Origin of the sequence: Cobetia amphilecti (assembly GCF_020217465.1) — a bacterium.
GTDB lineage: Bacteria > Pseudomonadota > Gammaproteobacteria > Pseudomonadales > Halomonadaceae > Cobetia > Cobetia amphilecti.
The window spans coordinates 1,645,154-1,671,042 of the sequence record NZ_CP084115.1; the positions used below are offsets into that span (position 1 = coordinate 1,645,154).

The window sequence follows — 25,889 nt, forward strand, 5'->3', positions numbered from 1 at the left end:
CATCGACCATTCGCGCCATCGACAAAAGACACCCTCAAGGCGCTTGTCGGCTGTCGCGGATGCGCTTCGCTATCAGAGCAACGCCCATCGCGTCTGTCACATCGCTGGGTACTGAAAAATACCTATATGCTCAGTGCTAAAAATACCTATATATAGTGGCAAGACTTTGTGCGGTGCAGCATTGCTGGCACGTCAGGTGCCGTTTTGGACCTCAGATGATGCGCGAGGAGAGCTGACGCGCCGCCTGAACCAGATGCTTGGAGTAGGCGCGAGCCTGCTGCGGATTCAGGCAGTCCTGGCTGATGACGGCGCTAATTGCGGCGATAGGCTCATTGCGCATGTTCAGCACAGGCGCCGCGATACAGCTCAATTGTCCCTCGGCATCGCCACTGGACACGGCATACCCGAGGCGTTGCGCACGCTCAAGTTCGGCATCCATCTCGTCACGGCGTTCGGCCAGGCCGGGCGTGATACGCGTGGCAGCCTCCAGGTACAGCTGACGCGAGCTCTCGGGGCGCATGGCGAGAATCGCCTTACCGGCGGCACAGGCATGCTGGGCCATGGTCTTGCCGATATAGAGGTTGTAGCTGCCACTGCCGGAGGCATCGACCTTCGAGATCACCACCACCTGATCCCCGATGGGGATGCACAGGAAGATCGAGCGGTGAATCTCGTTCTTGAGAATCTCGGCGATGGGGTAGAAGACCGGAATCAGGCTCTGCTTGTTGTAGATCGTCGAGGAGATCTGGAAGATGCGCGAGCCGATGCAGTAGGACTTCTTGCGACCGGGATCGTGAGCGACCAGCTGATGGTGCAGCAGGGAGTTGATCACACGATGACCGGTAGCGGGCGAGATGCCGGTGGACTCACAGATTTCCGAGAGCGTCAGCGGGTAGGAGGCTGCCGCAAGCAGATCCAGAATCATGACACTGTGGTCGACGGCAGGGGCTTTGGTCTTCTCGTGATTCATGAACGCGGGGACACTCCGAAACGCGAATCTCGGTCACAGGCGGCGTGCATCCGGGGCTGTGACACTGTGACGACGGATGAACGATGCCACACACGGCATCTCTCATGCGCTGAAAATAAATGGCCCATAGGGTACCAGACCCATGGGCCGTGCGCGGGATTGGTGGCTGATCTTCGGATCACTCGGCGTGATCGGCCAGCACCAGGTCCGCGCCTTTTTCCGCCACCATCATCACCGGCGCATTCAGGTTGCCGGAGGTGATATTGGGGAAGATGGCGGCATCGATGACGCGCAGTCCCGCCACACCATGTACCTTCAGCCGGCTGTCGACCACGGCGTTCGCCTTGTCCGGGCCCATCGCGCAGGAACCGCACAGGTGGTAGATGGAGCCACCCTGGGAGCGGAAATACGCAAGCATGCTGTCCTCGTCGTGGACCGTCTCGGCCGGGGCGACCTCGCACTCGGTGATGGCCTTGAGAGCGGGCGCGCCCATCAGCTTGCGCACCAGTCGACTGCCCTGAATTACCTCATCGATATCCTTCTGGGTACTGAGGTAGTTGGGGCAGATCGTCGCCGGGGCTGCCGGGTCTGCCGAGGACAGTGAAATGCTGCCACGGCTGGTCGGTCGGCAGGAATTGAAGGCCAGCAGGAAGCCGGAATACGGCTCCGGCGTCAGCTTGGCCTTCGGGTCGTTGGGAATCTGGTAGGACATCGGATTGAAGTAGAGCTGGATGTTCGGCTCTGACTCCGCTTCGCTGCCTCGGAAGAACCCTCCGGCCTGATTCACGCTCATGCCCAGCGGCCCGCTGCGATTGACCAGGTACTGCAGTCCCGCCTTGGCCTGACCCCAGAAGGACGCGAAGTCGTCATTCAGCGTGGTGCGATTGGCGCGGTAGTAGTAGCTGGCGCACAGGTGGTCCTGCAGATTCTGACCGACGGCCGGCAGGTCTACCTGTGTCTCGATACCATGCGTGGCCAGCGCCTCACGCTCGCCGATCCCCGAAAGCTGCAGCAGCTTCGGGGAATCCACCGCGCCAGCGCAGAGAATGACTTCGCGACGCGCCGTCACCTCGATGACCTCGTCATCAAGCCGGTAGACGACACCCGTGGCGCGCTTGCCGCCATCGGGCGCCTCTTCCAGCATCACGCGCTCCACCCGACAGATATGCTTGAGCGTGAGGTTGTCGCGCGACAATGCCGGCTTCAGGTAGGCGGTATTGCTGGAATCTCGCTGTCCCTTGCGGATATTGGCCTCATAGATGCCAGCACCCTCGAAGTGCTCGCCGTTGAAATCATCATTGAGCGTGTAACCCAGCTCGCTAGCACCTTCCAGCCACGACTGACAGATCGGGTGTGCGCCATGTTTGAGTGGCGTGATGCCGATCGGCCCCTGGCCGGAGCGATACTCGGTGTCGCCATCCGGGTGGCATTCAAGACGCTTGAAGTAGGGCAGTACCTCGCGATAGGACCAGCCGTCGTTGCCGACGCGCGCCCAGTCATCGAAGTCCGAGGCCTGGCCCCGGACATAGATCATCGCATTGATGGAACCGGAGCCACCCTGCACCTTGCCGCGGGGGGTATAGATCTTGCGGCCCCCCATCGCGGCTTCTTCCTTGCTGTAATACATGTAGTTGTAGGTCGGGTTGTAGTAGGTCTTGGCGAACCCGACCGGCACCTTGATCCAGGGCGAGGTGTCCTTGCCGCCGGCCTCCAGCAGCAACACGCTGTGGCGTCCGCTGGCGCTAAGCCGGTTGGCGAGGATGCATCCCGCCGACCCGGCACCGACAATGATGAAATCGTATTGCATCAGCGTTACGCCTCCGGCTTGCGCTTCCAGTCGGTGCTGGACTGTTCCTTCACGTCATAGGGACGCGGGTCCATGCTCAGGTGAAGGGCCCGGCCGGTGTAAGGTGAATTGGCCTTGACCACGTCCATGTTCAGCTCGACCCCCAGGCCCGGCTTGGCGGAGGGGATGATGTAGCCATCACGCCACTCGATCTTCTCCTTGAGCACATCGGCGTGGAAGCCATCCCAGGTGCCGATGCTTTCCTGAATCAGGAAGTTGGGCGTGGCGGTCGCCAGCTGGATACTGGCCGCGGCGCCGACAGGGCCATTGTAGAGATGCGGGGCGATCTGGGCGTAATAGGTTTCTGCCAGCGCTGCAATCTTCTTGCCTTCCAGAATGCCGCCGACGCGTCCCAGGTTCATCTGCAGGATGGAGGCCGCGTTGTTCTTGAGCACATCGTGGAATTCGTACTTGGTGGTCAGGCGCTCGCCGGTCGCGACCGGAATGGAGGTGTGGTCTGCCACACGCGCCATGGCCTCGCTCTGTCCCGGCGGTATCGGCTCTTCCAGCCACAGCGGGTCATAGGGCTCGAGATACTTGGCGAGACGAATGGCAGACGCCGGTGTCATCTGGCCGTGGGTGCCGAACAACAGATCACAGCTGTTGCCGACCGCTTCGCGGATGCGGCGGCAGAAGGTGGCGCTCTTGTCCATGCCTTCCAGAGACAGCATCTGGCCGGAGTAGGCGGTGTAGGGGCCGGCCGGGTCGAACTTCAGCGCGGTGAAGCCCTTCTCGCGGTTTTCCAGTGCGCATTCGACAGCCAGCTCGACGTTGTCATAGTCGTAGTTGCCGCGTGCATCCTTGGGGTACAAGTAGGTGTAGGAGCGCAGCTTGTCGTGGACCTTGCCACCGATCAGCTCATACACCGGCAGACCGGCCGCCTTGCCGACGATGTCCCAGCAGGCCATCTCGAGACCGCTGAGCACACCCATCATGGTGAGGTCAGGGCGTTGGGTGAAGCCACTGGAGAAGGCTTCGCGGTACAGACGTTCAATATGATGCGGGTTCTTGCCTTCCAGATAACGCGAGAAGACATCGGCGATCGCCTTGCTCATGACTTCCGGGTGGAAGGTGGCGGCATAGACTTCACCGACCCCTTCGATGCCGCAAGCGGTACGCAGCTGAACGAAGATCCAGTACATGCCGCCGACGTGGGGCGGCGGAGTGGCGACGATGTGTGTCTCGCAACTGACAACTTTCATGGTGGCAGGCCTTTCAGTGGTCACTGGCTAGCAGGAGATTGTGGATGCGCACTGCCTGGCATGCCGTCATTCGACGCCAACAGCGCGCTTCCGGAAAGAAATGGGGTAGGGCGTCAGCGCCTCCGGGGGAGAGGGTTCCCCGAAGGCGTGACAGGTAAGACGGAATGGCGTGATCAGTAGTTCATCACGACCAGACGGGTCTGGGTGTAGTCGAGCATGCCGTGCTTGCCATCATCACCGCCCAGGCCAGAGCGCTTCCAGCCGGCGTGGTAGCCCTGGTAGGGGTCCGCCGGGGTGCGGTTGATGTAGAGCTCGCCGGCTTCGATGTTGTTGGCGACCTTCATGGCGGTGCGATAGTTCTCGGTGAAGACCACGGAGGCCAGACCGAACTGGTGGTCATTGGCCAGTGCCAGCGCTTCATCCACATCGCTGTAGGTCAGCACCGGCAGTACCGGGCCGAAGATCTCTTCCTGCACGATCTCCATGTCCTGACGGCAACCGGTCAGCAAGGTCGGCGGGTAGAAGTGACCCTTGCCCTCGGGGATATAGCCGCCGATTTCCAGAGTGGCGCCGTCATCGATGGCGCGTTCCACCATCTGATGGATGTTGAGACGCGAATTCTCGTTGATCAGCGGCCCCATCAGGCTGGCATCTTCCAGACGGTTGCCGAACTTGACGCCTTCCATCTGCTGCTTCAGCTGGGCGACGAAATCGTCATAGACGGATTCGTGCACATATACACGCTCGATGGCGGTACACAGCTGGCCACAGTTGGTGAGGGTAGAGGCCGCGATCTGTGCCGCTGCCTTGGCCAGGTCGGCATCCGGCTCGACGATGGCCGGTGACTTGCCGCCCAGTTCCAGTGAAGACTTGGCGATGTTGACCTGGGAATATTCCAGCACCTTGCGACCGGCGCCGACGCTGCCGGTCAGGGTGATCATGCCCACCTTGGGGTGAGTGCAGACGGCTTCTGCGGTGCCGTGGTCCATCGCCAGGATGTTGACGATGCCTGCCGGAATGCCGGCATCCTGAATCGCCTTGGCGATCTCGAAGGCGGAGGTCGGGGTGTTGTTGCTCGGACGCACGACCACGGCGTTGCCGGTGATCAGCGCCGGGGCGATCTTGCGCAGCAGGGTGAACACCGGGTAGTTGAACGGAATCAGGCAGGCCACGACGCCGATGGGCTCACGCTGCAGCAGCAGGCTTTCATTGGGAGTGTCGCTGGGGACGATCTCGCCCTCGATACGACGTGCCCACTCGGCGTGGTAGCGCGTGATGTCGGCGGCGTAGATGGCTTCATTGGTGGCGTCTTCCAGGCTCTTGCCGGACTCATCTGCCAATGCCTGGCCGATGGCATCCTTGCGCGCCATCAGCGCCTCGGCAAGCTTGTGCATGTAGCCGGCACGCTCGGTGCTGGTCTTGGCACGCCAGTCCTTCTGCGCCTTGGCCGCAATGCTCACCGCTTCAAGCGCTTCGTCAGTGGTTGCTGCCTGCACCTGACCTACCAGTGCTTCGGTGGCCGGGTTGTAGACCGAAATCATCTCGCCCTGGGATGAGGCGACGAATTCGTTGTTGATGAAGTTCTTGTCAGTGCGCATGCATCACTCCTCCTGAATTTGGCCTACAGGCTATGAAGTGACGCCAAAGGTGTCAAACTGTTTTTCACATGTAGAAATAGATTTCCGTATATGGAATTTTTTCAGGAGTTATGGTTGGGAGAGTACTGCTGGTGGGAATGGCGTGAAGGTGATTTCGTACGCCATTGCCTACCCATGGCCATCAGTCTGGAAACAGGGAAATCAGCGTCCTGTCAGTGCGTTCAGCAACAACTGGTCATCCTTGTTGCCGGGTACTCCAGCGTTTCCGCGTTCAAGGTTTCATTGAAAGTCTTTCTCCGCGCCGCGGGTTTTTCAGCCACGCAGCGAAAGATAGTGTCAGTCACTTCCCGAGACAGACCTGCTGCCACGTGACGCAACAGCTCTTGCCGTTGGGCCGATGACAACCACTGACTAAAAGGGGCATCTCCATGCTCACCTTGATCGTGAAATTTGACGTCAAGCCCGAACAACTCGCTACCTTCAAGCAGGCCTTGGCTGACAACAAGCTGGGCTCAGCGGCTGAACCGGGGATGCTGGAAATGCGTTTCTTCGCGGCCAAGGATTCTCCCACCGCCATCCACGCCTGTGAGCTCAACCAGGCGGCTGTCATGAAATCCTGCAGCGTCAGCGGCACATAAGCTGGCAGGCCAGTGCGAGTCACGCGAATGTGATAGTTTCTGGAGCATCCAGCCGTTTGTCGGCGCAGAGTCCCGGGCATTTTCTTCGCCGGCGGGGCAAGCGGCGCCATGTTATTACCCGGTAGTGGCAACCCTCTTCATCTTTGGTCAGGACTCCTCGTCATGAGTGATGCGTATTACCTCCACCTTACCGATCGCCTGCGCGAACAGCTGAAGGATCCTGATGCCTTTGAAGAGGGGCGTTTGCCTTCTGAACGAGTGCTGGCCGAGCGCTTCGATACCACGCGCGTGACGTTGCGTCAGGCGTTGGGGCAGCTGGAGGGAGAAGGGCGCATTCATCGCAGCAATCGCCGTGGGTGGTTCGTGTCGCCGCCACGGCTGGATTACGACCCCACGCGTGACTCCGGCTTCAATGACTATGTGACGGCGCAGGGGCGGCGGCCACGCACGGAAGTGCTGCTGACCGATGTTCAGGCCTACCCACCGGCTGCGCAAGCGCTTGGCCTGGCCGCCCAGACACCGCTCTATCATATTCGCCGCCGGCGTTTCGTGGATGAGCGCGCAGTGCTCAGCGAGTCGATGTGGGTGGTGCCGGAGCGCGCCCCGGGACTGCTCGAGGAGGGCCAGTTCGGGGTGTCACTGTGGGCGGAGCTGCGCGGGCGCTACGGCCTGACGCTGGCCCATCGTGAGCTGCGCTTCTATTCCGAGTCGCTGGGGGAGCAGGCCGCCCGGGAGCTGGGGGTCGCCATGGGCAGCCCCGGTCTGACCGTGCGTCGCGCTACCTTCGATGAGCAGCATCGTCCCATCGGCTATGACGAAGAGCGCTGGCTGCACAATGCGCTGTGCATCACCGTCACGCTCAAGAACAAGCCCTGAGCCCGCGCTGCAGGGACGCTATATGAGGTAACACTGTTTCACCGGGACTTCAACTGACTGTCACGGGGGTGTCATTCGGCCCGCCCATACTCTTGGTATATACCAGATGGCGAGAGCCATTCATTCCAAGCGTTGGAGAGTCCCGATGTCCTTCTTGACCCGTTCCTTCCTCACCCGTTCCTTGCTGGCCAGTGCCGTTGGTCTGGTCGTTTCCCTCAATGCCCAGGCGGCCACCGAGCTCACTGTCTATACCGCGGTGGAGTCCGATGATCTGCAGAAATATGCCGAACGCTTCCAGCAGGCGCACCCGGATATCGACATCAAATGGGTACGCGACTCCACGGGCGTGATCACCGCACGATTGCTTGCCGAGAAGGACAACCCGCAGGCGGATGTGGTGTGGGGCCTGGCCGCGACCAGCCTGCTGGTGCTCGAGAAGGAAGGCATGCTGTCGCGTTATGCCCCCAAGGGAGTCGAGGCGCTGGATAGCAAGTTCGTCGACCCCGCCTACCGTGATGGCCAGGACCCGTCCTGGGTCGGGATGGACGCCTGGGTCGCCTCGCTCTGCTACAACACCGTCGAAGGTGAGCGACTGGGAGTGCCCAGGCCGACGTCCTGGGAAGACCTCACGCGTCCCGAGTTCAAGGGCCACGTGATCATGCCCAACCCGAGTTCTTCCGGTACCGGCTATCTGGATGTCGCCAGCTGGTTGCAGCTGTGGGGTGACGAGGGCGGCTGGGAGTACATGGACCGCCTGCACGACAACATTGCCCGCTACACCCACTCAGGCTCCGCGCCCTGCAACCTGGCCGGTTCCGGCGAGGCCGTGGTCGGTGTGTCCTTCGCCTTCCGAGGCGCGCGCCTCAAGGCACAGGGCGCACCGGTGGACCTGGTCTTCCCCGAGGAAGGGCTGGGCTGGGACATGGAAGCCGCGGCGATCATGAAGGGCACCGACAAGCGTGAGGCGGCGCAGACACTGATGGATTGGGCAGTCTCCAAGCCGGCCAATGAACTCTACAACGAAGGCTATGCGGTCGTGGCCTATCCAGGGGTGGCCAAGCCGATCGAGCATTATCCGGCCAATATCACCGAGATGATGATCGAGGCTGACTTTGCCAAGGCGGCCAACCAGCGGGATGCAGTGCTCGCCGAATGGCAGCGCCGTTACGACGGCAAGTCCGACAGTCAGTAAGTCACGCCCAGCCACCTTCGTCATTGCCCCGGCGCCTTGCGCCGGGGTCGGGAGTTTCTCGCATGTCTCTTGTGACCGCACCCCCGCGTCATCACGCCTCGCGCCAAGCGCCGCCAGCGACTGCCGGCGCCTCGCCTCGCGCGGTCTCCGGCCCTGCAGCCCGGGCGCCTGCGCGTGACGCAGCGCCTCAGGCACTCACCACGCGTTCTGCGTCGTCAGACAGCATTCACCTCAAGATCAGCGGCCTCACCAAGCGCTATGGCCAGTTCACGGCCCTGAGCGAGATCGACCTCGCGATCCGCGAAGGCGAGTTCGTGTGCTTCCTCGGCCCCTCCGGCTGTGGCAAGACCACCTTGCTGCGCGCCATCGCCGGGCTTGCGCCGCAGAGCGAAGGCACCATCCACCAGCGCGGCCAGGACATCTCACGGCTGCCGCCGCAGGCGCGCGACTTCGGCATCGTCTTCCAGTCCTATGCGCTGTTCCCCAATCTCACCGTGTTCGACAACGTGGCCTATGGGCTGCGCAATCGGCGCGATGCGCGTGACGCGATGCGCCGCCGCGTGACGGAGCTGCTCACCCTGGTGGACCTGGCCGGCAGTGAAGGCAAGTATCCGGCGGCCCTGTCCGGGGGCCAGCAGCAACGCGTGGCACTGGCGCGGGCGCTGGCGACCGAGCCGGGGCTGCTGTTGCTCGATGAGCCACTGTCGGCATTGGATGCGCGCGTACGCCTGCATCTGCGCAGTCAGATCAAGGCGCTGCAGGCACGGCTGGGCGTCACCACCATCATGGTGACCCACGACCAGGAAGAGGCCCTGGCCATGGCGGACCGCATCGTGGTGATGAACCATGGTGTGATCGAGCAGATCGGCACTCCCGCCGAGATCTACCGTCAGCCGGCGAGCGCCTTCGTGGCCGAATTCATCGGCAGCATGAACTTCCTGCAATGCTGTCCCGAAAACGCCAGTACTTTGCGTCTGGGCCAGCAGCGTCTGGAATGCGCGGCGCATGATCTTGAGGGGCTGGATCAGGCGCGTCTGGCCATTCGCCCGGAAGCCGTCTCGCTGTGCGCAGTGGGTGAGGGGCTGTCGGCGCAGGTGGAGCACGTCGAGTTTCTCGGCGCCTTCCTGCGTATCACTCTGACGCTTGAGGGCTGTGGGCAGACACTGTCGGCGGATGTGGCGCTCAAGGACAGCGAGTCACTGGGCGTGCGGGTCGGTGCCCGGGTGGGGGTGCGTCTGCCCTCCGAGGCGATCCGCCTGTATCCGCTGGTGGAGGCGCAGGCATGATGGCGCGCGCATTGCCCTTGTCGGGTCGGCTATCAGGCGAGTCCGGCTTGCGTCTGTTGATGTTGCTGCTGGCCCTGGCGCTGCTGGTCATCGGGCTGCTGTTGCCGCTGGCCACCATGCTGATCAAGAGCGTGCAGGACCGCAGTGGCGACTTCGTCGGCCTGGCCAACTTCGCGCGCTATGTGCAGACGCCGGCGCTGGTCGGCTCGATCATCAATTCCGTCAGCATCGCGCTGATCAGTACCCTGACGGTGGTGAGTCTGGCGTTCCTGTGCGCGTACGGCATCACCCGCACCTGCATGCCGGGCAAGCGCGTCTTCCGCATGCTGTCCATCCTGCCGCTACTGGCTCCGTCACTGCTGCCAGCCATCAGTCTGGTGTATCTGTTCGGCAATCAGGGCTGGTTCAAGGATGTGCTGCTGGGGGAGAGCATCTACGGCCCCATCGGCATCGTGATGGGCATGACCTTCTGGATCTTCCCGCATGCGCTGATGATCATGATGACGGCGCTCAGCAACAGCGATGCCCGTCTCTATGAAGCCGCGGACGCGCTGGGAACGCCCAAATGGCGCAGCTTTCTGACCATCACCTTGCCGGGCGCGCGCTACGGCATCATCTCCTGCGCCTTCGTGGCCTTCACGCTGGCGATCACCGATTTCGGCGTGCCGAAGATCATCGGCGGGCAGTTCAGTGTGCTGGCCACCGATGTCTATCGTCAGGTGGTGGGGCAGCAGAACTTCCAGATGGGCGCGGTGGTCAGCGTCATCCTGCTGTTGCCGGCCTTGCTGTCCTTCGCGGTGGACCGCTGGATCCAGCGCCGTCAGGTCGCACAGCTCTCGGCGCGCGCCGTGCCCTGGCAGCCGACACCAAGCCCGCTGCGTGACTGGGTCTTCGCGCTGCTCTGCTATGGCGTGGCCGCCGCGATTCTGGCCGTGATCGGCACCGCCATCTATGCCTCGCTCGTACAGTTCTGGCCCTACAACCTGAGCTTGACCCTGGATCACTACGCCTTCAAGGCGCTGGCGGGCGGTGGCTGGGACGCGTGGCTCAACTCGCTGACGCTGGCCTTCTGGGTCACCTTGATCGGCACGCTGGTCATCTTCTTCAACGCCTGGCTGACCGAGAAGAGTCAGGGCTATCGCCCGCTGCGCCAGGGGCTGCACTTCATGGCGATGATGCCGATGGCCGTGCCGGGCATGGTGCTGGGTCTGTCCTACATCTTCTACTTCAACCAGGCCGACAACCCGCTGAACTGGATCTACGGCACCTTCGCGATTCTGGTGCTCAACACCCTGGTGCATTTCTATACCGTCTGCCACCTGACCTCGGTGACTGCGCTCAAGCAGCTTGATCCGGAATTCGAGGCGGTCGGTGCCTCACTCAAGGTGCCGTTCTGGAAGACCTTCTGCCGCATCACCTTGCCGGTGTCTCTGCCGTCAGTGCTGGATATCTCGGCCTATCTGTTCATGAACGCGATGACGACCGTCTCGGCAGTGGTATTTCTCTACAACAGCGATACCCGACTGGCCTCCATCGCGGTGATGCATCTCGACGAAGCCGGGCACTTCGCCAGCGCGGCCGCCATGGCAGTGCTGATCTTCTTCACCTGTCTGGGCGTCAAGCTGCTGCATGCGGTGGTCAGTCATCTGCTGTTGACCCGTGCCCAACGCTGGCGACAGGCGACCTGATTACGCCGTTGGCCGTCTTTTTTTTGTGCAAATTAACTGGTATATACCAATGAGTATTCAACATCCGTACCTGCTGACTCCCGGTCCCTTGACCACCAGTGCGAGCGTCAAGGCCGCCATGATGAAGGACTGGGGCTCCTGGGATCAGGACTTCAACACCAAGACCGCCGAGATCTGCCAGCAGTTGCTCCGCTGTGCCAATGCCAGTGAGCACCATGAGTGCGTGCCGATGCAGGGCAGCGGTACCTTCGCGGTCGAGGCGACGCTGGGCAGTCTGATCGAGCCGACGAGTACGACGCTGGTGCTGGTCAATGGCGCCTATGGCAAGCGTCTGGTCAGTCTACTGACCCGCATGGGGCGTGACTGCGACGTGCTGGCGTGGGGCGATGCCGAGGCGCCGTGTGCCAAGGCCGTGGCCGACAGACTCGCGGCAAGGCCCGAGATCGGTCATGTCGCCATGATTCACTGCGAGACAAGCTCCGGGATGCTCAATCCAGTGGCGGACATCGCCGAGGTGGTGGCAGCACACGGTCGTGAGCTGATCCTCGATTCGATGAGTGGCTTCGGGGCATTGGAGGTCGATGCGCAACGTATTCCGTTTCTGGCGCTGATCTCATCGGCCAACAAATGCTTCGAGGGGGTGCCGGGGCTCGGCTTCGTGATCGCCCGGCGTGATGCGCTGCAGGCGGCACAGGGGCGTAGCCACTCACTGTCGCTGGACCTGCACGATCAATGGCAGTACCTCAAGCGCACCGGCCAATGGCGTTATACCCCGCCGACTCACGTGGTGGCGGCGTTTCACCAGGCGCTGAAGGAACACGCCGAGGAGGGCGGCGTCGCGGGTCGCCACGCCCGGTATCACGCCAACATGCAGCGACTGGTGGCAGGCATGCGTCAGCGCGGCTTCACGACCCTGCTCGACGATGCCTGGCTGTCGCCGATCATCACCACCTTCCTGAGCCCGGCACACCCGGACTTCGACTTTTCACGTTTCTACGCCGAGCTCAAGGCACGTGGCTTCATCATCTACCCGGGCAAGCTCACCGACGTGGAGAGCTTCCGCATCGGCAGCATCGGGCAGCTGGATGTCCGCGTGATGGATCAACTTTTGGCCGCCGTGGATGACGCGCTGGCCACCCTGGGTGTCGACGATGCCCGCCCGTGCGCTGACGCTGTCGCACTCAACTGACTGGAGAACTGTCATGCAATATCACACCCCGGATCGTCTGCAGGCTGCCATCTTCGATTGGGCCGGCACCCTGGTGGATTTCGGCTCCTTCGCGCCGACCCAGATCTTCGTCGAGGCCTTCGCGGAAATCGGCGTGGCCATCAGTCTGGAAGAGGCGCGCGGCCCGATGGGCATGGGCAAATGGGAACACATCCGCACCCTGTGTGATGACCCAGCGATCGCGGCCCGTTTCGAGGCAGCCTGTGGCCACGCCCCGAGTGATGCCGATGTCACGGCGCTTTATGAGCGCTTCATGCCGCTGCAGATCGACAAGATCGGGGCGCACTCCGCCCTGATTCCCGGCGCGCTCGAGGTCATCAACGGGTTGCGCGACAAGGGCATCAAGATCGGCTCCTGCTCCGGCTACCCCCGCGAGGTGCTCGAGCAGGTGGTCGCACGGGGCAAGGGCAATGGGCTGGTGGTGGACCATGTCGTGGCCACCGATGAAGTGCCTAAGGGGCGACCCTCTCCGGCGCAGTCTCTGGCCAATGTCATCGCGCTGGGCATCACTGACGTGGCGGCCTGTGTGAAGGTGGATGACACGGCGCCGGGGCTGCTGGAAGGTCGCAGCGCCGGCATGTGGACAGTCGCGTTGACCTGCTCCGGCAACGCCATGGGGCTGGATCACGCAGCGTTCATGGCCCTGTCAGAGGCAGAGCTCAACGAAAGGCGCAGCGCCATCGAGGCCCAGTTCGCGCCGTCCGGTCCGCACTTCATGATCGACACCATTGCGCAGCTGTCCGAGGTGATCAGCGAGATCGAGGCGCGTCTGGCGCGCGGCGAGCGCCCCTGACAGCCTGGCGACGGGGCGGCGACGCCAGGCCTGGCGCTGCACTGCCTGTCACCTCGCTCGCCCACCTTGATCTACCATTTCACCCCACCACTTCACTCCACCCCTTCAGGCGCCAGCCTCGGGTCCTTGCACAAGGCCTTGAGGCTGGCGTCTTCTCGCAAAAGGTAAGGACATATGCTCATTGGCGATTGCCGCCTGGTTGCCCTGAAAGCCCGTAATTTCCGCATGCCTGTCCGCATGCCCGTCTCCATGCACGGGCAAGCTCACTCTCAAGCCCAATTTCATGTTCAGGCCCAATCTCATGTTCAAGCTCAAGCTCAAGCTCAAGGCCACACGATTGCCGTGAGTGCCTCTTGAGCCCACTGGCGCTGGGACTCATCCTGATCTCGGTCTGTCTGCATGCGGGCTGGAATCTGCTCGGCAAGGGGCGGGCGCCGTCGCTGGCCTTCTTCATGCTGGCCATGGCCAGTGGTGCGCTGATCTTTGCGCCGCTGCTGGGGTTGGGGCCGTCGTTTGCCGTGCTGCCCGCTGAATTCTGGGGCTGGCTGGTGGCCACCGGACTCTGTCAGGTGCTCTACATGGGCGGACTTGCCTGGGCCTATGCGCGCGGCGAGGTCAGTGTGCTGTATCCCATCGCGCGGGCCTTGCCGGTGGTGTTGGTGCCGCTGGTGTCGCTGAGTCTGCTGAGCAGTCAGGCACTTACGGCGTTGGATCTGGTCGGCATGGGGCTGATCGTACTCGGCGCGTTGGTGCTGCCCTTGAGCAGTCCGCAGGGCCTGCGCCCCTCGACCTACCTGACCCCGGCACTGGGGTTCGCGCTGCTGGCAGCAGTCGGCACCACCGGCTATTCGCTGATCGACAAGCAGGCGCTGGATATCATGGTGAGTGTCGGTTACTCGCCCACCTCGGCGGGCGCTGTCTTTCTGGTGTTGCAGGCCATCATGACCGTCGCCTGGGGCGCGCTGCTGGTGATGTTGCTGCCGGCAGAGCGTCGCCGCCTGCCTGCGCTATGGCGGGGGGAGCGGGGCAGCATGGTGCTGACCGGCGTGATGGTGATGGCGACCTATGGGCTGGTGCTGGTTGCCATGACGCTGACGGCGGAGGTCAGCCTCGTCGTTGCAATGCGTCAACTGTCGATCCCGCTGGGCGTGATGCTCGGGGTGCTCTGGTTGCGCGAGCGAGCGGCCATCGCCAAGTGGATCGGCATCGTCATCATGCTGGCGGGACTGTGGACCGTTGCGCTGGTGTGAGGAAAGGCGTGGCATGAGGCACAAAAAAAGCGAGACAGGCGGCTGCCTGTCTCGCTTTTGTCTTTCTGCGGGCGCTGGCGGGGCATCACGCTGTCGTGAGCCCCTGCACCGCCATGCTTACTTGGCGTCTGCCACCAGCATTTCCAGCGTGGCGCGGGCACCGTTGTCGTGCAGGCTCTTCAGGGCCTTGAGGTAGGCATCGCGGAAGCGCGGCTGGTCGACCAGGTCACCGAATAGTTCACGGTTGTCCAGGAAGGCGGTCGGCTCTTCGCGCTGACGGCTGGCACGCTCCATCAGCTCGTCCTTCAGCGGGTCGACCACATCGATGGTCTCGCCTTGCTCGTCCACGCCTTCGGCATAACGTGCCCAGCTGGCCACGACGGCTGCGGTACGACGCAGTTCGCCATCGGTCTTGAGCTGTGCGTGTGCCACCGGGATCAGGAACTTCGGAATACGGTCGGAGGTCTCGGCGCACAGACGCGCGAGGGTGTCCTTGACTTCTGGGTTGGCGAAACGCTCGATCAGCGTGCGGCAATGGGCGTCGAGATCGATACCCGGCAGCTGAGCCAGCGTCGGGCGAGCTTCCTCGTTCATGTAGCCGAGCAGGAAGTCGACGATCAGTGGGTCGTTGCAGGCTTCATGGGCGTAGCGATAGCCGGCCAGGTAGCCGAAGTAGCACAGCGCCTGGTGACCGGCGTTGAGCAGACGCAGCTTCATCAGCTCATAGGGCTCGACATCTTCCACCGGCTGCACGCCGGCATCTTCAAAGGCCGGGCGGCCATTGGCGAAGTGGTCTTCCAGCACCCACTGGGTGAAGGGCTCGCAGACCACCGGCCAGGCGTCTTCCACGCCGAAACGTGAGGACAGCTCTTCGATGTCAGCCGGCGTGGTCACCGGCGTGATGCGGTCGACCATGGAGTTGGGGAAGGGCACTTCGGCTTCGATCCATGTCGCCAGTTCTGCATCACGTGCGCGCGCGTAGGCAGTGAACATCTTGTGAGCGACGTTGCCGTTGCCTTCGATGTTGTCACAGGACATCACGGTGAACGGGGCGACGCCACGCTCGCGACGACGTGCCAGGGCTTCGGTGATCAGGCCGAAGCTGGTCTTGGCTTCCCCCGGGTTGGCCAGGTCGTGCTGGACGTCGGCGTTCTCGAGATTGAATTCGCCGGTGACCGGGTGGAAGTTGTAGCCACCTTCGGTGACGGTCAGCGAGACGATGCGGATCGCCGGGTCGGCCATCAGCTCGATGACGGCATCCGGGGAGTCCGGGGCAAAGCGGTAATCGATGATGGAACCCACCACGCGCGGCTCATAGTTGCCGTCCGGGTGCTTGAGTACCACGGTGTAGAGGTGGTCCTGCGAGGCCAGGGCTTCCTGCATGCGGCGGTCGCCCGGCATCACGCCGACGCCGACGATGCCCCAGTCCAGCGCCTTGCCCTGATTCATCAGCTCGTCGAGGTACATGGCCTGGTGCGCACGATGGAAACCGCCCACGCCGAAGTGGACGATACCGGCGCTGACCGCAGTGCGGTCATAGTTCGGAGTGGCTACCTTGGCGTCCAGCTGAGTCAGACTGGCATTGGAGAGACGGGTCATGGGGAGGTCTCCTGCCGCGTGTCGCGGTCGAGTCGAGATGGGTAAAGAAAGGGTAGGTCGTAACGGCCAGCGGCGAAGGTCACCCGTGTGATTCAGGCTTCCTTCGCCGCTGGCATGGCAGGGGGCAAGCCCCTGCCGACTCAGCTAGCGGTGGCCGCTTGCTTGGGGGACTGCTTGTTGAACAGCGCCTTGCTGCGCTGCAGCTCCCAGTACGCGAAGATGAAGTAGATGATCGTCGACCAGATGGTCACGTCATAGAACAACTCACGATTCGCTTCGTAGCTGGCCAGGTCCGGGCTGCCGAAGAGTACGCGCAGCGCGAGGACCATCGGCACCGCCAGGCCCAGCACCATCCAGACGGCCTTGATGGCCTTGGTCAGACCCGAAGTGTCCTTGACCGGTGCGTGGTTGGTGGTCTCGGCCTGCTTGGCGTGCAGGGCTTCGACACGCTCCTGGAATTCCCGCTCGGCCGCTTCGGCTTTCGGGTAGGAGTCGGCTGCACCGGCAGATCTGGCCATCAGGGTGTAGAGGATGATGGAGACGAACCAGGTCGGCAGGAACAGGTAGTAGAACGGGATCACGTCGACCGTCTCGAGGCCAAAGCCGAAGATCAGTGACAGCGCCCAGGTTGCCAGTGCCGGCGTGTTGTGCTTCACGCCCTTGTAGCGCGCCCAGTAACGGCTGAAGCCGAGTTTCGGGAACAGGTGATGCTCAGCGAAGATGATCCCGCCGACCGGTACCAGCACCAGACCCGCATAGGTCAGCAGCGGCAGCATGCTGCGATAGACGAACGGGAAGCAGCTGAGCACGGCAACGCAGATACCCACGGCCAGCGTCGCCTTGTTGCGCGACAGGTTCGGCATCGCCGACTGGGCGGCAAGGCCCGCGCGGTACAGGTTGGCATTGGCGGTGGTCCAGCCTGCGACGACCACGATCACGAAGCCAGCGGCGCCAAGAGCGTGCAACGCCACTTCGCCCGGTTCCAGCACATCGATGCTGATACCGGCGACGGCAGCGGTGGCCGCGCCCATCAGGCCGGCGGAGATCCAGGCGACATAGTGGCCGAACATCATGCCGGTGCTGGTCGCAAGGCCGGAGCGCATGCGCTTGGCATAGCGCAGCAGCGCCATGTCGATCAGACCGAAGTGGGAGAAGGTGTTGGCCGCCCAGGAGAAGCCGATGACTTCCCAGATGCCGATGCCCGCTTCGCCCTGGGAGTTGATCCCGGTGAAGACGGTACTGCCGGCGACATCAATGAAACTCGAGAAACTGTTCAGGCTGGTTTCACCGGTGACGGACTCCGCCAGTTCCGGCAGCAGAACCATGCCGCCGACGGTGAACATCAGCATCAGCCACGGGGCACAGATGCTGGCGAATTCGGTCAGGGCGTTGAAGCCATAGACCGCGACCAGCACCACAATGGCCGCCACGGCCAGTGCCAGCAGGATGAACTCGAAGCTGGTGGGATAGGCCTGGGTCTGGGCCGGGATGTCGAACAGCAGCCTGACCGCCGTGGCGGAAACGGTAATCATGGCCGCCGATATGGCGGTGAATATGACCACGTTGGCCCAATTGTAGAGCCGTGACATCGAATCACCGGCAATACGGTGAAGATAGGTGAAGAGGCTCAGACGGGTCTCGATCGCGATTGGCGTCGTGATCAACCAGAAGCTGAGCACTGCGAGGCCATTACCGATCAGCAGGCCCAGCAGGATATCCCAGATACCGGCACCGAGCGCCACGAAGGTGGCACCGATGACGAACTCGGTCGCGGCAACGTGCTCGGCGGCATAGAGACCGGCAAAGTGTGGCCACCGGTGCAGTTTATGACGTGGCACCGGCAGTAGCTCATCGTCCATATGGGCGATCTGCCGATCCAAATCTGGCGCAGTACTGGCCATGATTGGCTCCTGTTTTTTTACGGCTTGTCTTGCTGCTCCTACCCGAGATGTCACGCAGCCGCCTTGGCGATCCTGTCGGCGATGACGAGGGTAGATCGTCTATTATCGATCAAATGACTCAGGTGTGGTGCAAATGATCGATGAATGGTCATCAAAACGCAAAGCCCGCGTGCTTGAACTTTGGGCTATGTCCTCGAGTGATCATGGCTATGAAAGTCAGGAAAGCGCTGAAGGCCGCATGAAATCAGGGCTTGCGCGAGGGTGTCTCGATTCAATGACACGATTCAGCAAAATGAATTTTTCCGTTCTCACACCCCCGTTCGGCGCCTGAAGCATTGTGTCCTGGCTAAAACGGCCAACGATCCAGGGCCAGATATCTCACAACTCTGAGGGTGGTCTTGCACCGATGTGGTGCGATCGGCGTACCCGGCATCGTCGCTTTCTTGCCATGCCTCAGCAGTCTCCTGATCGAGGCCCGGGAGTCGAAAGGGGAAATGGGGCAGCGGAGAGGGCAGCGGAAAGGGCAGCGGAAAGGGCAGCGAAAGTCGGGTCGCTGCGAGAGAGCACTATAAAGAGCGCTATAGAGGTGGCGACATATAAAGGTGGGTGTTGGTCAGTGGCGACATCGGTTTCGGCACAATGCGACGGAAAGTGCATGAAATAACGACAAAGAACGAGAAAAATGAGACATCTTGCGGCGTCCCCCAGTTCTCGCTAAGGTTGCGCAACACTGTTTCCTAACCAGGAAGCCCCAACATGACTCCCGGCGCTTGATTGGCGACGGGGCAAGGCGAGGAGGCCAGCCATGCGAACGCGCACACTGACCATTCTGATGATGATATTCACGCTGCTGGGAGCCCCGCTGGCTCAGGCAGGACCGCACGATAGAGGCCATGGGCATCATGACCGTGGGCATGGCCACCACGACCGCGGCCATCACGGCAAACAGCACAATAAGCACCACAAGCAGCAGCGCCACCATGAACGCCGCCGTCATGAGGCGCGACGCCATCACCAGTGGCGCCGTGGCGACCACCTGCCGCGTCATTACTACTCCGACAGCCGCTACTGGGTGAAGGACTGGCACCATCGTCATCTGTCCAAACCGCCGCGCGGTCATCGTTGGCTGAACATCGATGGGCGCTATGTGCTGGCCGCGGTGGCGGGTGGCGCGATCACGGCCATCATTCTCAATCGCTGAATTAGTGGCCAACAGGCTGCGCTAAGCAAGACGATGAAAAAGGGGCCTCTGATGAGGCCCCTTTTTCATGTCCGATCTTCAGTGGAAAGTGCTGTCCACATGAGGCTCGATCCCCTCACGCGTAGGCACTGCATACCCAGGTCATGGTCGCGGGGGTGTCACCGTTGTAGGTGATGGCGTGTCCGAGGGTGCTGTCGAAGGCCAGGCTGTCACCGACCTTGAGCTGGATGGGGTCGTAGAGTTCGGTCCAGACCGTCACCTCGCCGCTGGTCACGATGATCTGTTCCTGGCCGGAATGTTTTTGCAGGCCGCCGAACTCCTCGAGACTGCGATTGAGCACGGTGGTTTCCAATACCATGTATTCCTTGGACGCCACATTGTTGCAGAGCGGTCGATAGCGGTAGTTGGGCGTCTCGATGACGTCTCCCTCCTGTGCTCGCGTCAACGCGAGCCAACCCCGAAATGCCGCGTCCTCCGTGTGATAGAACAGCTCGCTGACATCCACCTTCAGGCCCCTAGCGAGATTCACGATCGCCTCGAAGGTCGGCGAGATACGTCCATTCTCGATTCTCGACACGCTGGCCGCCGAGATACCTGACGCGCTGGCCACGGCCGCGATGGTCAGTCCCTTCTCCTTGCGTAGTGCCTTGAGATTGTCACCAATGGCGCCTGCCTTGCGTTCTCGGTGCTTCAGCGCGATCGGCGTTTCCTGGTGGGGTGTCATGTCAGCGTGCTCCATCGAGTTTGTCTGCTGGGTGGCGTCTGTCGCCGTTTGCCGTTGCTCAGCGCCTGTGTGGCACATGGGCGCGAGTCATCAAGTCATGCCACGGCAGGAGAGAGGCGTAAGCGCCATGATGGCGTCCATTTAGGGCTTCCACGAGCAAAATGTCGAGCAGGTATCCACATTTGACCCAATATTGCGTATATGCAATTGTGGAGGCGAATGCGCAATCGACAGTGGCCGCCCACTGGGCGTGTATCAGGCCTCAGCCTGTATCAGGCATTCGCCTGCAGGTACGCATGGCATTGCACTCTAATTAAAATAATCTTGGGAAAACAAAAATGTACGACTTCAAGAAACAGCTCCTCGGCATGGGTATCGCTGCCAGCCTGTTGGCGACTGCCACGACTCAGGCGGCGGACGTCGAGTGGAAGATGGCGACCCCGTGGGGCGGTGGGCCCTGGCTTGAACGGGATGCCAAGACCTTCGCGGACTATGCAAGCGAATTGACGAATGGCGACGTGAGCATCCAGGTATTCCCCGGTGGCACCCTGGGCGGCGCGCTGCGCGTCACCAATACCGTGAAGTCCGGTGTCGCGCAGATCAGTCACAACTACATCAACTATGACTACGGAACTGACCCGACGGCAGCGCTGCTGGCCGGGCACTCCAGCGGCCTGACACCGGAAGAATTCATGCTGTGGATGTACGAGGGCGGCGGTGTCGAGCTCTATGAAGCCTTCCGTCGCGAGGTGTTCGGCGTCGTGGCCTTCCCGTGCTCGACCCTGGGCACCGAGATTTTCCTGCACTCGAGCAAGAAGGTGCAGACGCTTGAGGACTTCCAGGGACTGCGCCTGAGAACCTCGGGTGCCTGGGCTGAAATCGCCTCACGTCTTGGGGCCTCTACCGTGGTGATGGCCGGCAGTGACATCTATACGGCGTTGGATCGCGGTGTAATCGATGCCGCGGAGTGGGGGAGTCCTGAGCTCAACAAGCCGACGGGTTTCCAGAATGTCGCGCAGTACGTCATCTTGCCCGGCATCCATCAGTCGGGCGGCATTCTGGAGTGTGAAGTGAATGTCGATGCCTGGGACGGGCTGAGCGAAGCCCAGCAGAACCAGTTGCGCCTCGCGGGCAAGCTGAGCGTGTTCGAGTCCTGGCTGGATAGCTCCTTTGCCGATCTCAAGGCCTTCAAGGAGCTGGAGGAAGGCCCCAACGAAATCGTGCAGCTGGATCAATCCTTCATCGATGCCATCTACGAAGAGACCCGTGCCTGGGAAGATGAGAAGGCGGGCGAGAATGAGTGGTTCGCACGTGTGCTTGAGTCGCAACGTACCTTCAAACAGAGCATGACGACCTGGCAGGACTACCGTTTGCCGATCGGGGAAATGGGACGCTGATTCCTCTTGAATGATGTCTCTGGCCCGGGCGATACCTGTATCGCCCGGGCTCTCTCCTTGTCGTCATCCTGGTGAGTTGCCATGAAAATCGTCGCTGTCATTGAGCGCCAGACCCGCTGGGCCGGGTATCTGGGGGCAGTCTTGATACTGCCGCTGGTGCTTGCGTTGGTCTATGAAGTCTTCAGTCGTTATGTGCTGGGAAAGCCCACCTTATGGGCGTTTGAAGTCAGCTACATGGTGATGGGCGCCATCTTCATGCTTGGCATGGCAAATGCCCTGCGTGTCGGCCAGCACGTTAGTGTGGATGTGTTGAGCCAGAATTTTGCACCGCGTCTCAGGGCTGGAGTTCATCTGGCCTGTTATGCGGTGTTGCTGCCGGTACTGATGTGGCTTGTCTGGGAGCTGTCGCTCTATGCGCTCGAGGCGTTCTCCAGCAATGAGCGCTCCGGACGTTCTGCCTGGAATCCGGTGATCTGGCCGGTCTTCGGCGTGTGGTGGCTGGGCTTCGTCTATCTGACGCTGCAGGTGATCGCGGAGATGTTGAAGCTCTGGAGCACACTGCTGGGCCATGATCATGGCGCGGAGGTGTCCTCATGAGCGACTTCATTGCCCTCATCATGTTCCCTGCGCTCATCGCTCTGATCGTGCTCGGTTTCCCGATCGCGTTCTCGATGATCGTTGTCGCTACCGTCTTTGGTGTTGCCCAGTTCGGGGATGCCGCGGCCTATCAACTGCTGACCAAGATCGAGGACACGGCGTCCAATTCCATTCTGGCTGCCGTGCCCTTGTTCATCTTCATGGGCGCGATGCTCGAGAATTCCGGCATTGCCGAGCGACTGTTCGGGGCCATCCATCTGTGGACACGTCGGATGCCCGGCGGGCTGGGCGTCGGTGCGGTCATCATGGGCACCATCTTCGCCGCCGCCAGTGGTGTCGTCGGGGCCACCGAGGCGGTGATCGGCATGCTGGCCGTGCCGGTCATGCTCAAGCATCACTACGACAAGTCGCTGATCTCCGGCACCATCTGTGCCAGTGGCTCATTGGGCACGGCGATTCCGCCTTCCATTACCGTGGTCATTCTCGGGCCTGTAGCCGGGGTCTCTGTCGGATCACTGTTCAGTGGTCTGCTGATCCCGGGGCTGTTGATGGCGCTGCTGTTCCTCCTCTATATCGTCGTGGTCTGTGCGCTGAAGCCAGCACTTGCGCCGCGACTCAAGGAAGATGAGCAGCATCCGGGGTGGGGCAAGCTGCTCACCATTACCCTGAGTGCGCTGCTGCCGACCATGAGTCTGATCCTGGTGGTGCTGGGCACGATTCTGATGGGCATCGCCACGCCGACGGAAGCGGCGGCCTGTGGGGCGCTCGGCTCCGTATTGCTGGCACTGGGGTATCGCAATCTCACGCTGTCCATCCTGTGGAACGCGGCGGTACGCACACTCAACATCACCGCGATGATTCTGCTGATCGTGCTGGGCGGCAACATGTTCGCGGGCGTCTTCTTCGCCTCCGGCGGGATGGCCACCGTACAGTCGTTGCTGCTGGATACCGGCTTGAGCCCGTGGCTGATTCTTGGCGCCATCCTCCTGATCGCCTTCCTGGCCGGTTTCGTGCTCGACATGATCTCGGTGGTCCTGATCGTCATCCCCGTGGCGATGCCGGTCATCGGCCTGCTCGGGTTCGATGAGATCTGGTTCTGCGTGGCCTTCCTGATCGTGATGCAGACGAGTTATCTGACACCGCCGTTGGCGCCCTCCATCTTCTATCTGCGTGCCATCACGCCTCCTGAAGTGACGCTGAAGCACATGTACAAGGGGGTGATGCCCTTCATCTTCCTGCAGCTGGTGGTGTTGGCGCTGATCCTGGCCTTCCCGGGACTGGCGCTGTGGTTGCCTGATGCCATCAGCGGACCGTCATGGAAATGATGGACACCTTATTGGAAAGGAATGAGTTCGTATGAGTGATGCAACACAGGAAGAGACAGGAATGGACGTCAATCTCGATCGGGCAGCGCTCAAGACGCTATGTCACGAGGTGCTGAGCCACCATGGGTTCAGTGAGCCACATGTCGATGCCATGAGTGACGCGCTGGTAGCGGCTGAAATGGACGGCTGTCGTTCCCATGGGCTCTATCGCCTGATGGGGTTCGTCGCGACACTGAACAATGGCGGTGTGGTGCCGGACGCCGTGCCGGTCGTCGAGGATACGGCACCCTCCATCGTCAAGGTGGATGCCAAGGGGGGCTTCTCGTCGCTGGCCTTCCAGCAGGGCGTGCCTGAGCTGCTCGACAAGGCGCGTGCCAATGGCATTGCCATTCTGGCCATCAATCATTGCGTGCATGGCACGGCATTGTGGGTAGAGATCGAGCGGCTGACGCGTGAAGGACTGGTCGCTATCGCCTGCAATCCGACTCAGTCGTACATGGCGCCGTATGGTGGCAGTCAGCCTCTGCTGGGGACCAATCCCCTCGCCTTTGGCTGGCCGCGTGAGGACGGAAACCCGTACGTATTCGACTTCGCCACCAGTGCCATCGCGCGCGGCGATATCGAGCTGCATCGTCGCCAGGGGGACAAGATTCCGCTCGGCTGGGGTGTCGATCGAGAGGGCGAGCCGTCACAGGACCCGACGGAAGTGCTGGACCATGGCGCGATGCTGCCCTTCGGTGATCACAAGGGCTCTGCGCTGGCGATCATGATCGAGTTGATCGCAGGGCCGCTGATCGGCGACATGCTGAGTATCGAATCCAGCGAACACGATCAGGGCAAGGGGAGCCTGCCGTATCATGGGGAGTTGATCATCGCGATAGATCCCGCGCGCCTCACGGGCGGCAGCACCCAGCAGCACATGCTGCGCTCTGAAAGGCTGTTCGAACTCGTGAAGCAGCAGGGCGCAAGGCTCTCCTCCGAGCGTCGCTTCAAGGCTCGCCAGAAGCATCAAGAAGAGGGCGTCACGCTTTCGAGAGCCTTGTATGACGATATCCTCAAGCTGGCCTCATGAACCTCCGTGTAGACCGAGCAGCAGAGTGATCGCTGAGAGCACACCGCGGAAAGTCACAATTGCATGAAGAAGAACGGCCGCCTCCTGGGCGGCCGTTCTTGTATGAAGGTCTCTATCGTCGGGCTTGTCATCGGCGTTGTCTTCGGTGCTGCCAACCTCACGCCTGCCGATACTGAGCGCCCATCCAGTTCTGCCTGATTATGCGCACCACTGGTTGAGCCTGCTTTTCAGCAAATGCGCAGATGCTGATAGCGTAAGACGTATTGAGGGTGGCTGACGCCACCTGAAGGTCACGCAGGGGAGAGGCACATGACGCTTGAGATGACATCGCGGTTTCGTGGTTGCCTGTTGGGCGGTGCGGTGGGTGACGCCCTGGGGGCGGCGGTGGAATTCCTGTCGCACGAGGAGATCCAGGCGCGCTTCGGCAGTGATGGAATAGCCGACTATGCACCGGCCTATGGTGGGCTGGGGCGGATTACCGATGATACGCAGATGACGCTGTTTACTGCCGAGGGCCTGCTGCGCAGTCATGTGCGTGGCTGCTTGAGAGGCATCACGACGCAAAGTGGTCTGGTCAGCAGCGCCTACGAGCGCTGGCTTTACACCCAAGGCGAACGCTCGCGGCAGGAGACCGAGCAAGAATGGTTGGACAGTGGCTGGCTGATCAAGCAGCGCGAGCTCCATTCGCGGCGCGCCCCGGGCATGACATGCCTGTCAGCGCTCAAGCAGATGCGTGCCTACGGTGACAAGGCGCAAAACGACAGCAAGGGCTGTGGTGGGGTGATGCGTGTGGCACCTGTCGGCTTGTTCGCGCATGCGATGGGAGCCTCCCATGAGATGTGCTTCGAACTCGGAGAAGAGGTCTGTGCGCTGACCCATGGGCACGTGACCGGCCAGCTGACCGGCGGCGTGCTGGCGGTGATGATCCAGTGTCTGGTGGCGGGGGATTCGATGGCACAGGCACTCGCGCATGCTCTGCGTATTCTCGAGCGCAAGCCGAGCTGTGATGACACTCTGCAGGCCCTGGAGCAAGCCCGCGCGCTGGCCGAGTCCGAAACGTCGGCGCCGGCCGCAGTGGTATTGCTGGGGCTGGGGTGGATCGCGGAAGAAGCCTTGGCAATCGCTGTCTACTGCGCGCTCACTGCCCGGGATTACCGCTCTGCGATTCAGCTCGCGGTCAATCACGATGGGGATTCGGATTCCACCGGGGCCATCACGGGCAATCTGCTCGGGGCGCAATGGGGCGAGGAGGCGATACCGAGTGACTGGCTGGCGCCCCTTGAACTGCGTGACGTCATCGGCGAGATCGCCAAAGACCTGCACGACTGCCCCCGCTGGGAGCTCTACACCGATGGTGGGGGCAAGGATGAAAAGTGGGCCTGGGAGAAATACCCGGGCTATTGAGGCGCGGTGCAGCAGCATGAAAAAACGCGGAGCCATCTTCCAATGGCTCCGCGTTTTCGTGTCTGGACAACAATTTTCATCGCCCGTCGCGATGCAAGGGGA

General features: G+C 61.8%; 22 protein-coding genes. 15 read left to right on the forward strand and 7 right to left on the reverse strand.

The genetic code is table 11. The features are described from left to right. Positions 1–211: 211 nt before the first annotated feature. The 4 genes from LCW13_RS07055 to aldA form a co-directional block, all read right to left on the reverse strand. Positions 212–970 carry an IclR family transcriptional regulator gene (locus LCW13_RS07055; protein ID WP_225347901.1) on the reverse strand — a complete coding sequence of 253 codons (759 nt, stop codon included), beginning with the start codon at positions 968–970 and terminating at the stop codon, positions 212–214. 178 nt (positions 971–1,148) lie between these two features. Continuing rightward, entirely contained in the window at positions 1,149–2,777 is a 1,629-nt protein-coding gene (locus LCW13_RS07060; protein WP_225347902.1) for a GMC family oxidoreductase, read from the reverse strand. 5 nt (positions 2,778–2,782) lie between these two features. Then, on the reverse strand, positions 2,783–4,018 hold the full coding sequence (locus tag LCW13_RS07065) for a mandelate racemase/muconate lactonizing enzyme family protein (protein WP_225347903.1): 1,236 nt from the start codon (positions 4,016–4,018) through the stop codon (positions 2,783–2,785). A gap of 173 nt (positions 4,019–4,191) precedes the next feature. Further along, positions 4,192–5,616: an aldehyde dehydrogenase gene (gene aldA / locus LCW13_RS07070; protein WP_225347904.1), complete on the reverse strand. Its 1,425-nt coding sequence runs from the start codon at positions 5,614–5,616 to the stop codon at positions 4,192–4,194. Positions 5,617–6,044: 428 nt separating this feature from the next. Between aldA and LCW13_RS07075 the strand changes: the two genes are divergently transcribed. From LCW13_RS07075 to LCW13_RS07110, 8 genes are all read left to right on the forward strand, one after another. After that, positions 6,045–6,254: a putative quinol monooxygenase gene (locus LCW13_RS07075; protein WP_225347905.1), complete on the forward strand. Its 210-nt coding sequence runs from the start codon at positions 6,045–6,047 to the stop codon at positions 6,252–6,254. A 162-nt stretch (positions 6,255–6,416) separates the two neighbouring features. After that, positions 6,417–7,130: a UTRA domain-containing protein gene (locus LCW13_RS07080; protein WP_054555867.1), complete on the forward strand. Its 714-nt coding sequence runs from the start codon at positions 6,417–6,419 to the stop codon at positions 7,128–7,130. Between the two features lie 145 nt (positions 7,131–7,275). Next, entirely contained in the window at positions 7,276–8,322 is a 1,047-nt protein-coding gene (locus LCW13_RS07085; protein WP_225347906.1) for a putative 2-aminoethylphosphonate ABC transporter substrate-binding protein, read from the forward strand. A gap of 62 nt (positions 8,323–8,384) precedes the next feature. Beyond that, entirely contained in the window at positions 8,385–9,608 is a 1,224-nt protein-coding gene (locus LCW13_RS07090) for a putative 2-aminoethylphosphonate ABC transporter ATP-binding protein (protein ID WP_084589472.1), read from the forward strand. Continuing rightward, positions 9,608–11,296, forward strand: a complete 1,689-nt coding sequence (locus tag LCW13_RS07095) for a putative 2-aminoethylphosphonate ABC transporter permease subunit (protein ID WP_404813682.1) — start codon at positions 9,608–9,610, stop codon at positions 11,294–11,296. Before LCW13_RS07090 ends, LCW13_RS07095 begins: the two co-directional genes overlap by 1 nt. A 49-nt stretch (positions 11,297–11,345) precedes the next feature. Next, entirely contained in the window at positions 11,346–12,485 is a 1,140-nt protein-coding gene (locus LCW13_RS07100; protein ID WP_043334033.1) for a 2-aminoethylphosphonate--pyruvate transaminase, read from the forward strand. 13 nt (positions 12,486–12,498) lie between these two features. After that, positions 12,499–13,317 carry a phosphonoacetaldehyde hydrolase gene (gene phnX, locus LCW13_RS07105; RefSeq protein ID WP_043334032.1) on the forward strand — a complete coding sequence of 273 codons (819 nt, stop codon included), beginning with the start codon at positions 12,499–12,501 and terminating at the stop codon, positions 13,315–13,317. 353 nt (positions 13,318–13,670) lie between these two features. Further along, positions 13,671–14,567: an EamA family transporter gene (locus tag LCW13_RS07110; RefSeq protein ID WP_043334030.1), complete on the forward strand. Its 897-nt coding sequence runs from the start codon at positions 13,671–13,673 to the stop codon at positions 14,565–14,567. A gap of 117 nt (positions 14,568–14,684) precedes the next feature. Here LCW13_RS07110 and LCW13_RS07115 read toward each other — a convergent pair whose 3' ends face one another. Beyond that, positions 14,685–16,166: a mannitol dehydrogenase family protein gene (locus LCW13_RS07115; protein WP_215824269.1), complete on the reverse strand. Its 1,482-nt coding sequence runs from the start codon at positions 16,164–16,166 to the stop codon at positions 14,685–14,687. A gap of 140 nt (positions 16,167–16,306) precedes the next feature. Beyond that, positions 16,307–18,067 carry a purine-cytosine permease family protein gene (locus LCW13_RS07120; protein ID WP_153635513.1) on the reverse strand — a complete coding sequence of 587 codons (1,761 nt, stop codon included), beginning with the start codon at positions 18,065–18,067 and terminating at the stop codon, positions 16,307–16,309. Between the two features lie 133 nt (positions 18,068–18,200). On the opposite strand from LCW13_RS07120, the gene LCW13_RS07125 reads away from it, so the two are divergent. Both LCW13_RS07125 and LCW13_RS07130 read left to right on the forward strand, forming a co-directional pair. Then, positions 18,201–18,398 (forward strand): hypothetical protein, encoded by a 198-nt coding sequence (locus LCW13_RS07125; RefSeq protein WP_225347907.1) that lies wholly within the window; start codon positions 18,201–18,203, stop codon positions 18,396–18,398. Positions 18,399–18,872: 474 nt separating this feature from the next. Then, positions 18,873–19,268, forward strand: a complete 396-nt coding sequence (locus tag LCW13_RS07130) for an RcnB family protein (RefSeq protein WP_153635514.1) — start codon at positions 18,873–18,875, stop codon at positions 19,266–19,268. 115 nt (positions 19,269–19,383) lie between these two features. Here LCW13_RS07130 and LCW13_RS07135 read toward each other — a convergent pair whose 3' ends face one another. Continuing rightward, the gene (locus tag LCW13_RS07135) at positions 19,384–19,992 is read right to left on the reverse strand and encodes a helix-turn-helix domain-containing protein (RefSeq protein ID WP_172978641.1); all 609 of its coding nucleotides are present in this window, start codon (positions 19,990–19,992) and stop codon (positions 19,384–19,386) included. Positions 19,993–20,330: 338 nt separating this feature from the next. On the opposite strand from LCW13_RS07135, the gene LCW13_RS07140 reads away from it, so the two are divergent. The 5 genes from LCW13_RS07140 (at position 20,331) to LCW13_RS07160 (ending at position 25,787) form a co-directional block, all read left to right on the forward strand. Next, positions 20,331–21,389 carry a type 2 periplasmic-binding domain-containing protein gene (locus LCW13_RS07140; protein WP_043334026.1) on the forward strand — a complete coding sequence of 353 codons (1,059 nt, stop codon included), beginning with the start codon at positions 20,331–20,333 and terminating at the stop codon, positions 21,387–21,389. 81 nt (positions 21,390–21,470) lie between these two features. Continuing rightward, positions 21,471–21,986 carry a TRAP transporter small permease subunit gene (locus tag LCW13_RS07145; protein WP_043334025.1) on the forward strand — a complete coding sequence of 172 codons (516 nt, stop codon included), beginning with the start codon at positions 21,471–21,473 and terminating at the stop codon, positions 21,984–21,986. Beyond that, on the forward strand, positions 21,983–23,311 hold the full coding sequence (locus LCW13_RS07150; protein ID WP_054555879.1) for a TRAP transporter large permease: 1,329 nt from the start codon (positions 21,983–21,985) through the stop codon (positions 23,309–23,311). The genes LCW13_RS07145 and LCW13_RS07150 overlap by 4 nt, the downstream gene beginning before the upstream one ends. 31 nt (positions 23,312–23,342) lie before the next feature. After that, positions 23,343–24,383 carry an Ldh family oxidoreductase gene (locus tag LCW13_RS07155; protein WP_199852361.1) on the forward strand — a complete coding sequence of 347 codons (1,041 nt, stop codon included), beginning with the start codon at positions 23,343–23,345 and terminating at the stop codon, positions 24,381–24,383. 309 nt (positions 24,384–24,692) lie between these two features. Then, on the forward strand, positions 24,693–25,787 hold the full coding sequence (locus LCW13_RS07160; RefSeq protein WP_043334023.1) for an ADP-ribosylglycohydrolase family protein: 1,095 nt from the start codon (positions 24,693–24,695) through the stop codon (positions 25,785–25,787). Positions 25,788–25,889 lie beyond the last annotated feature (102 nt).

Excerpts from the sequence above, each read along its gene's own strand:
- LCW13_RS07055 (WP_225347901.1), bottom strand. The coding sequence starts at position 970 with ATGAATCACGAGAAGACCAAAGCCCCTGCCGTCGACCACAGTGTCATG.
- LCW13_RS07060 (WP_225347902.1), bottom strand. The coding sequence starts at position 2,777 with ATGCAATACGATTTCATCATTGTCGGTGCCGGGTCGGCGGGATGCATC.
- LCW13_RS07065 (WP_225347903.1), bottom strand. The coding sequence starts at position 4,018 with ATGAAAGTTGTCAGTTGCGAGACACACATCGTCGCCACTCCGCCGCCC.
- aldA (WP_225347904.1), bottom strand. The coding sequence starts at position 5,616 with ATGCGCACTGACAAGAACTTCATCAACAACGAATTCGTCGCCTCATCC.
- LCW13_RS07075 (WP_225347905.1), top strand. The coding sequence starts at position 6,045 with ATGCTCACCTTGATCGTGAAATTTGACGTCAAGCCCGAACAACTCGCT.
- LCW13_RS07080 (WP_054555867.1), top strand. The coding sequence starts at position 6,417 with ATGAGTGATGCGTATTACCTCCACCTTACCGATCGCCTGCGCGAACAG.
- LCW13_RS07085 (WP_225347906.1), top strand. The coding sequence starts at position 7,276 with ATGTCCTTCTTGACCCGTTCCTTCCTCACCCGTTCCTTGCTGGCCAGT.
- LCW13_RS07090 (WP_084589472.1), top strand. The coding sequence starts at position 8,385 with ATGTCTCTTGTGACCGCACCCCCGCGTCATCACGCCTCGCGCCAAGCG.
- LCW13_RS07095 (WP_404813682.1), top strand. The coding sequence starts at position 9,608 with ATGGCGCGCGCATTGCCCTTGTCGGGTCGGCTATCAGGCGAGTCCGGC.
- LCW13_RS07100 (WP_043334033.1), top strand. The coding sequence starts at position 11,346 with ATGAGTATTCAACATCCGTACCTGCTGACTCCCGGTCCCTTGACCACC.
- phnX (WP_043334032.1), top strand. The coding sequence starts at position 12,499 with ATGCAATATCACACCCCGGATCGTCTGCAGGCTGCCATCTTCGATTGG.
- LCW13_RS07115 (WP_215824269.1), bottom strand. The coding sequence starts at position 16,166 with ATGACCCGTCTCTCCAATGCCAGTCTGACTCAGCTGGACGCCAAGGTA.
- LCW13_RS07120 (WP_153635513.1), bottom strand. The coding sequence starts at position 18,067 with ATGGCCAGTACTGCGCCAGATTTGGATCGGCAGATCGCCCATATGGAC.
- LCW13_RS07125 (WP_225347907.1), top strand. The coding sequence starts at position 18,201 with ATGATCGATGAATGGTCATCAAAACGCAAAGCCCGCGTGCTTGAACTT.
- LCW13_RS07130 (WP_153635514.1), top strand. The coding sequence starts at position 18,873 with ATGCGAACGCGCACACTGACCATTCTGATGATGATATTCACGCTGCTG.
- LCW13_RS07135 (WP_172978641.1), bottom strand. The coding sequence starts at position 19,992 with ATGACACCCCACCAGGAAACGCCGATCGCGCTGAAGCACCGAGAACGC.
- LCW13_RS07140 (WP_043334026.1), top strand. The coding sequence starts at position 20,331 with ATGTACGACTTCAAGAAACAGCTCCTCGGCATGGGTATCGCTGCCAGC.
- LCW13_RS07145 (WP_043334025.1), top strand. The coding sequence starts at position 21,471 with ATGAAAATCGTCGCTGTCATTGAGCGCCAGACCCGCTGGGCCGGGTAT.
- LCW13_RS07150 (WP_054555879.1), top strand. The coding sequence starts at position 21,983 with ATGAGCGACTTCATTGCCCTCATCATGTTCCCTGCGCTCATCGCTCTG.
- LCW13_RS07155 (WP_199852361.1), top strand. The coding sequence starts at position 23,343 with ATGAGTGATGCAACACAGGAAGAGACAGGAATGGACGTCAATCTCGAT.
- LCW13_RS07160 (WP_043334023.1), top strand. The coding sequence starts at position 24,693 with ATGACGCTTGAGATGACATCGCGGTTTCGTGGTTGCCTGTTGGGCGGT.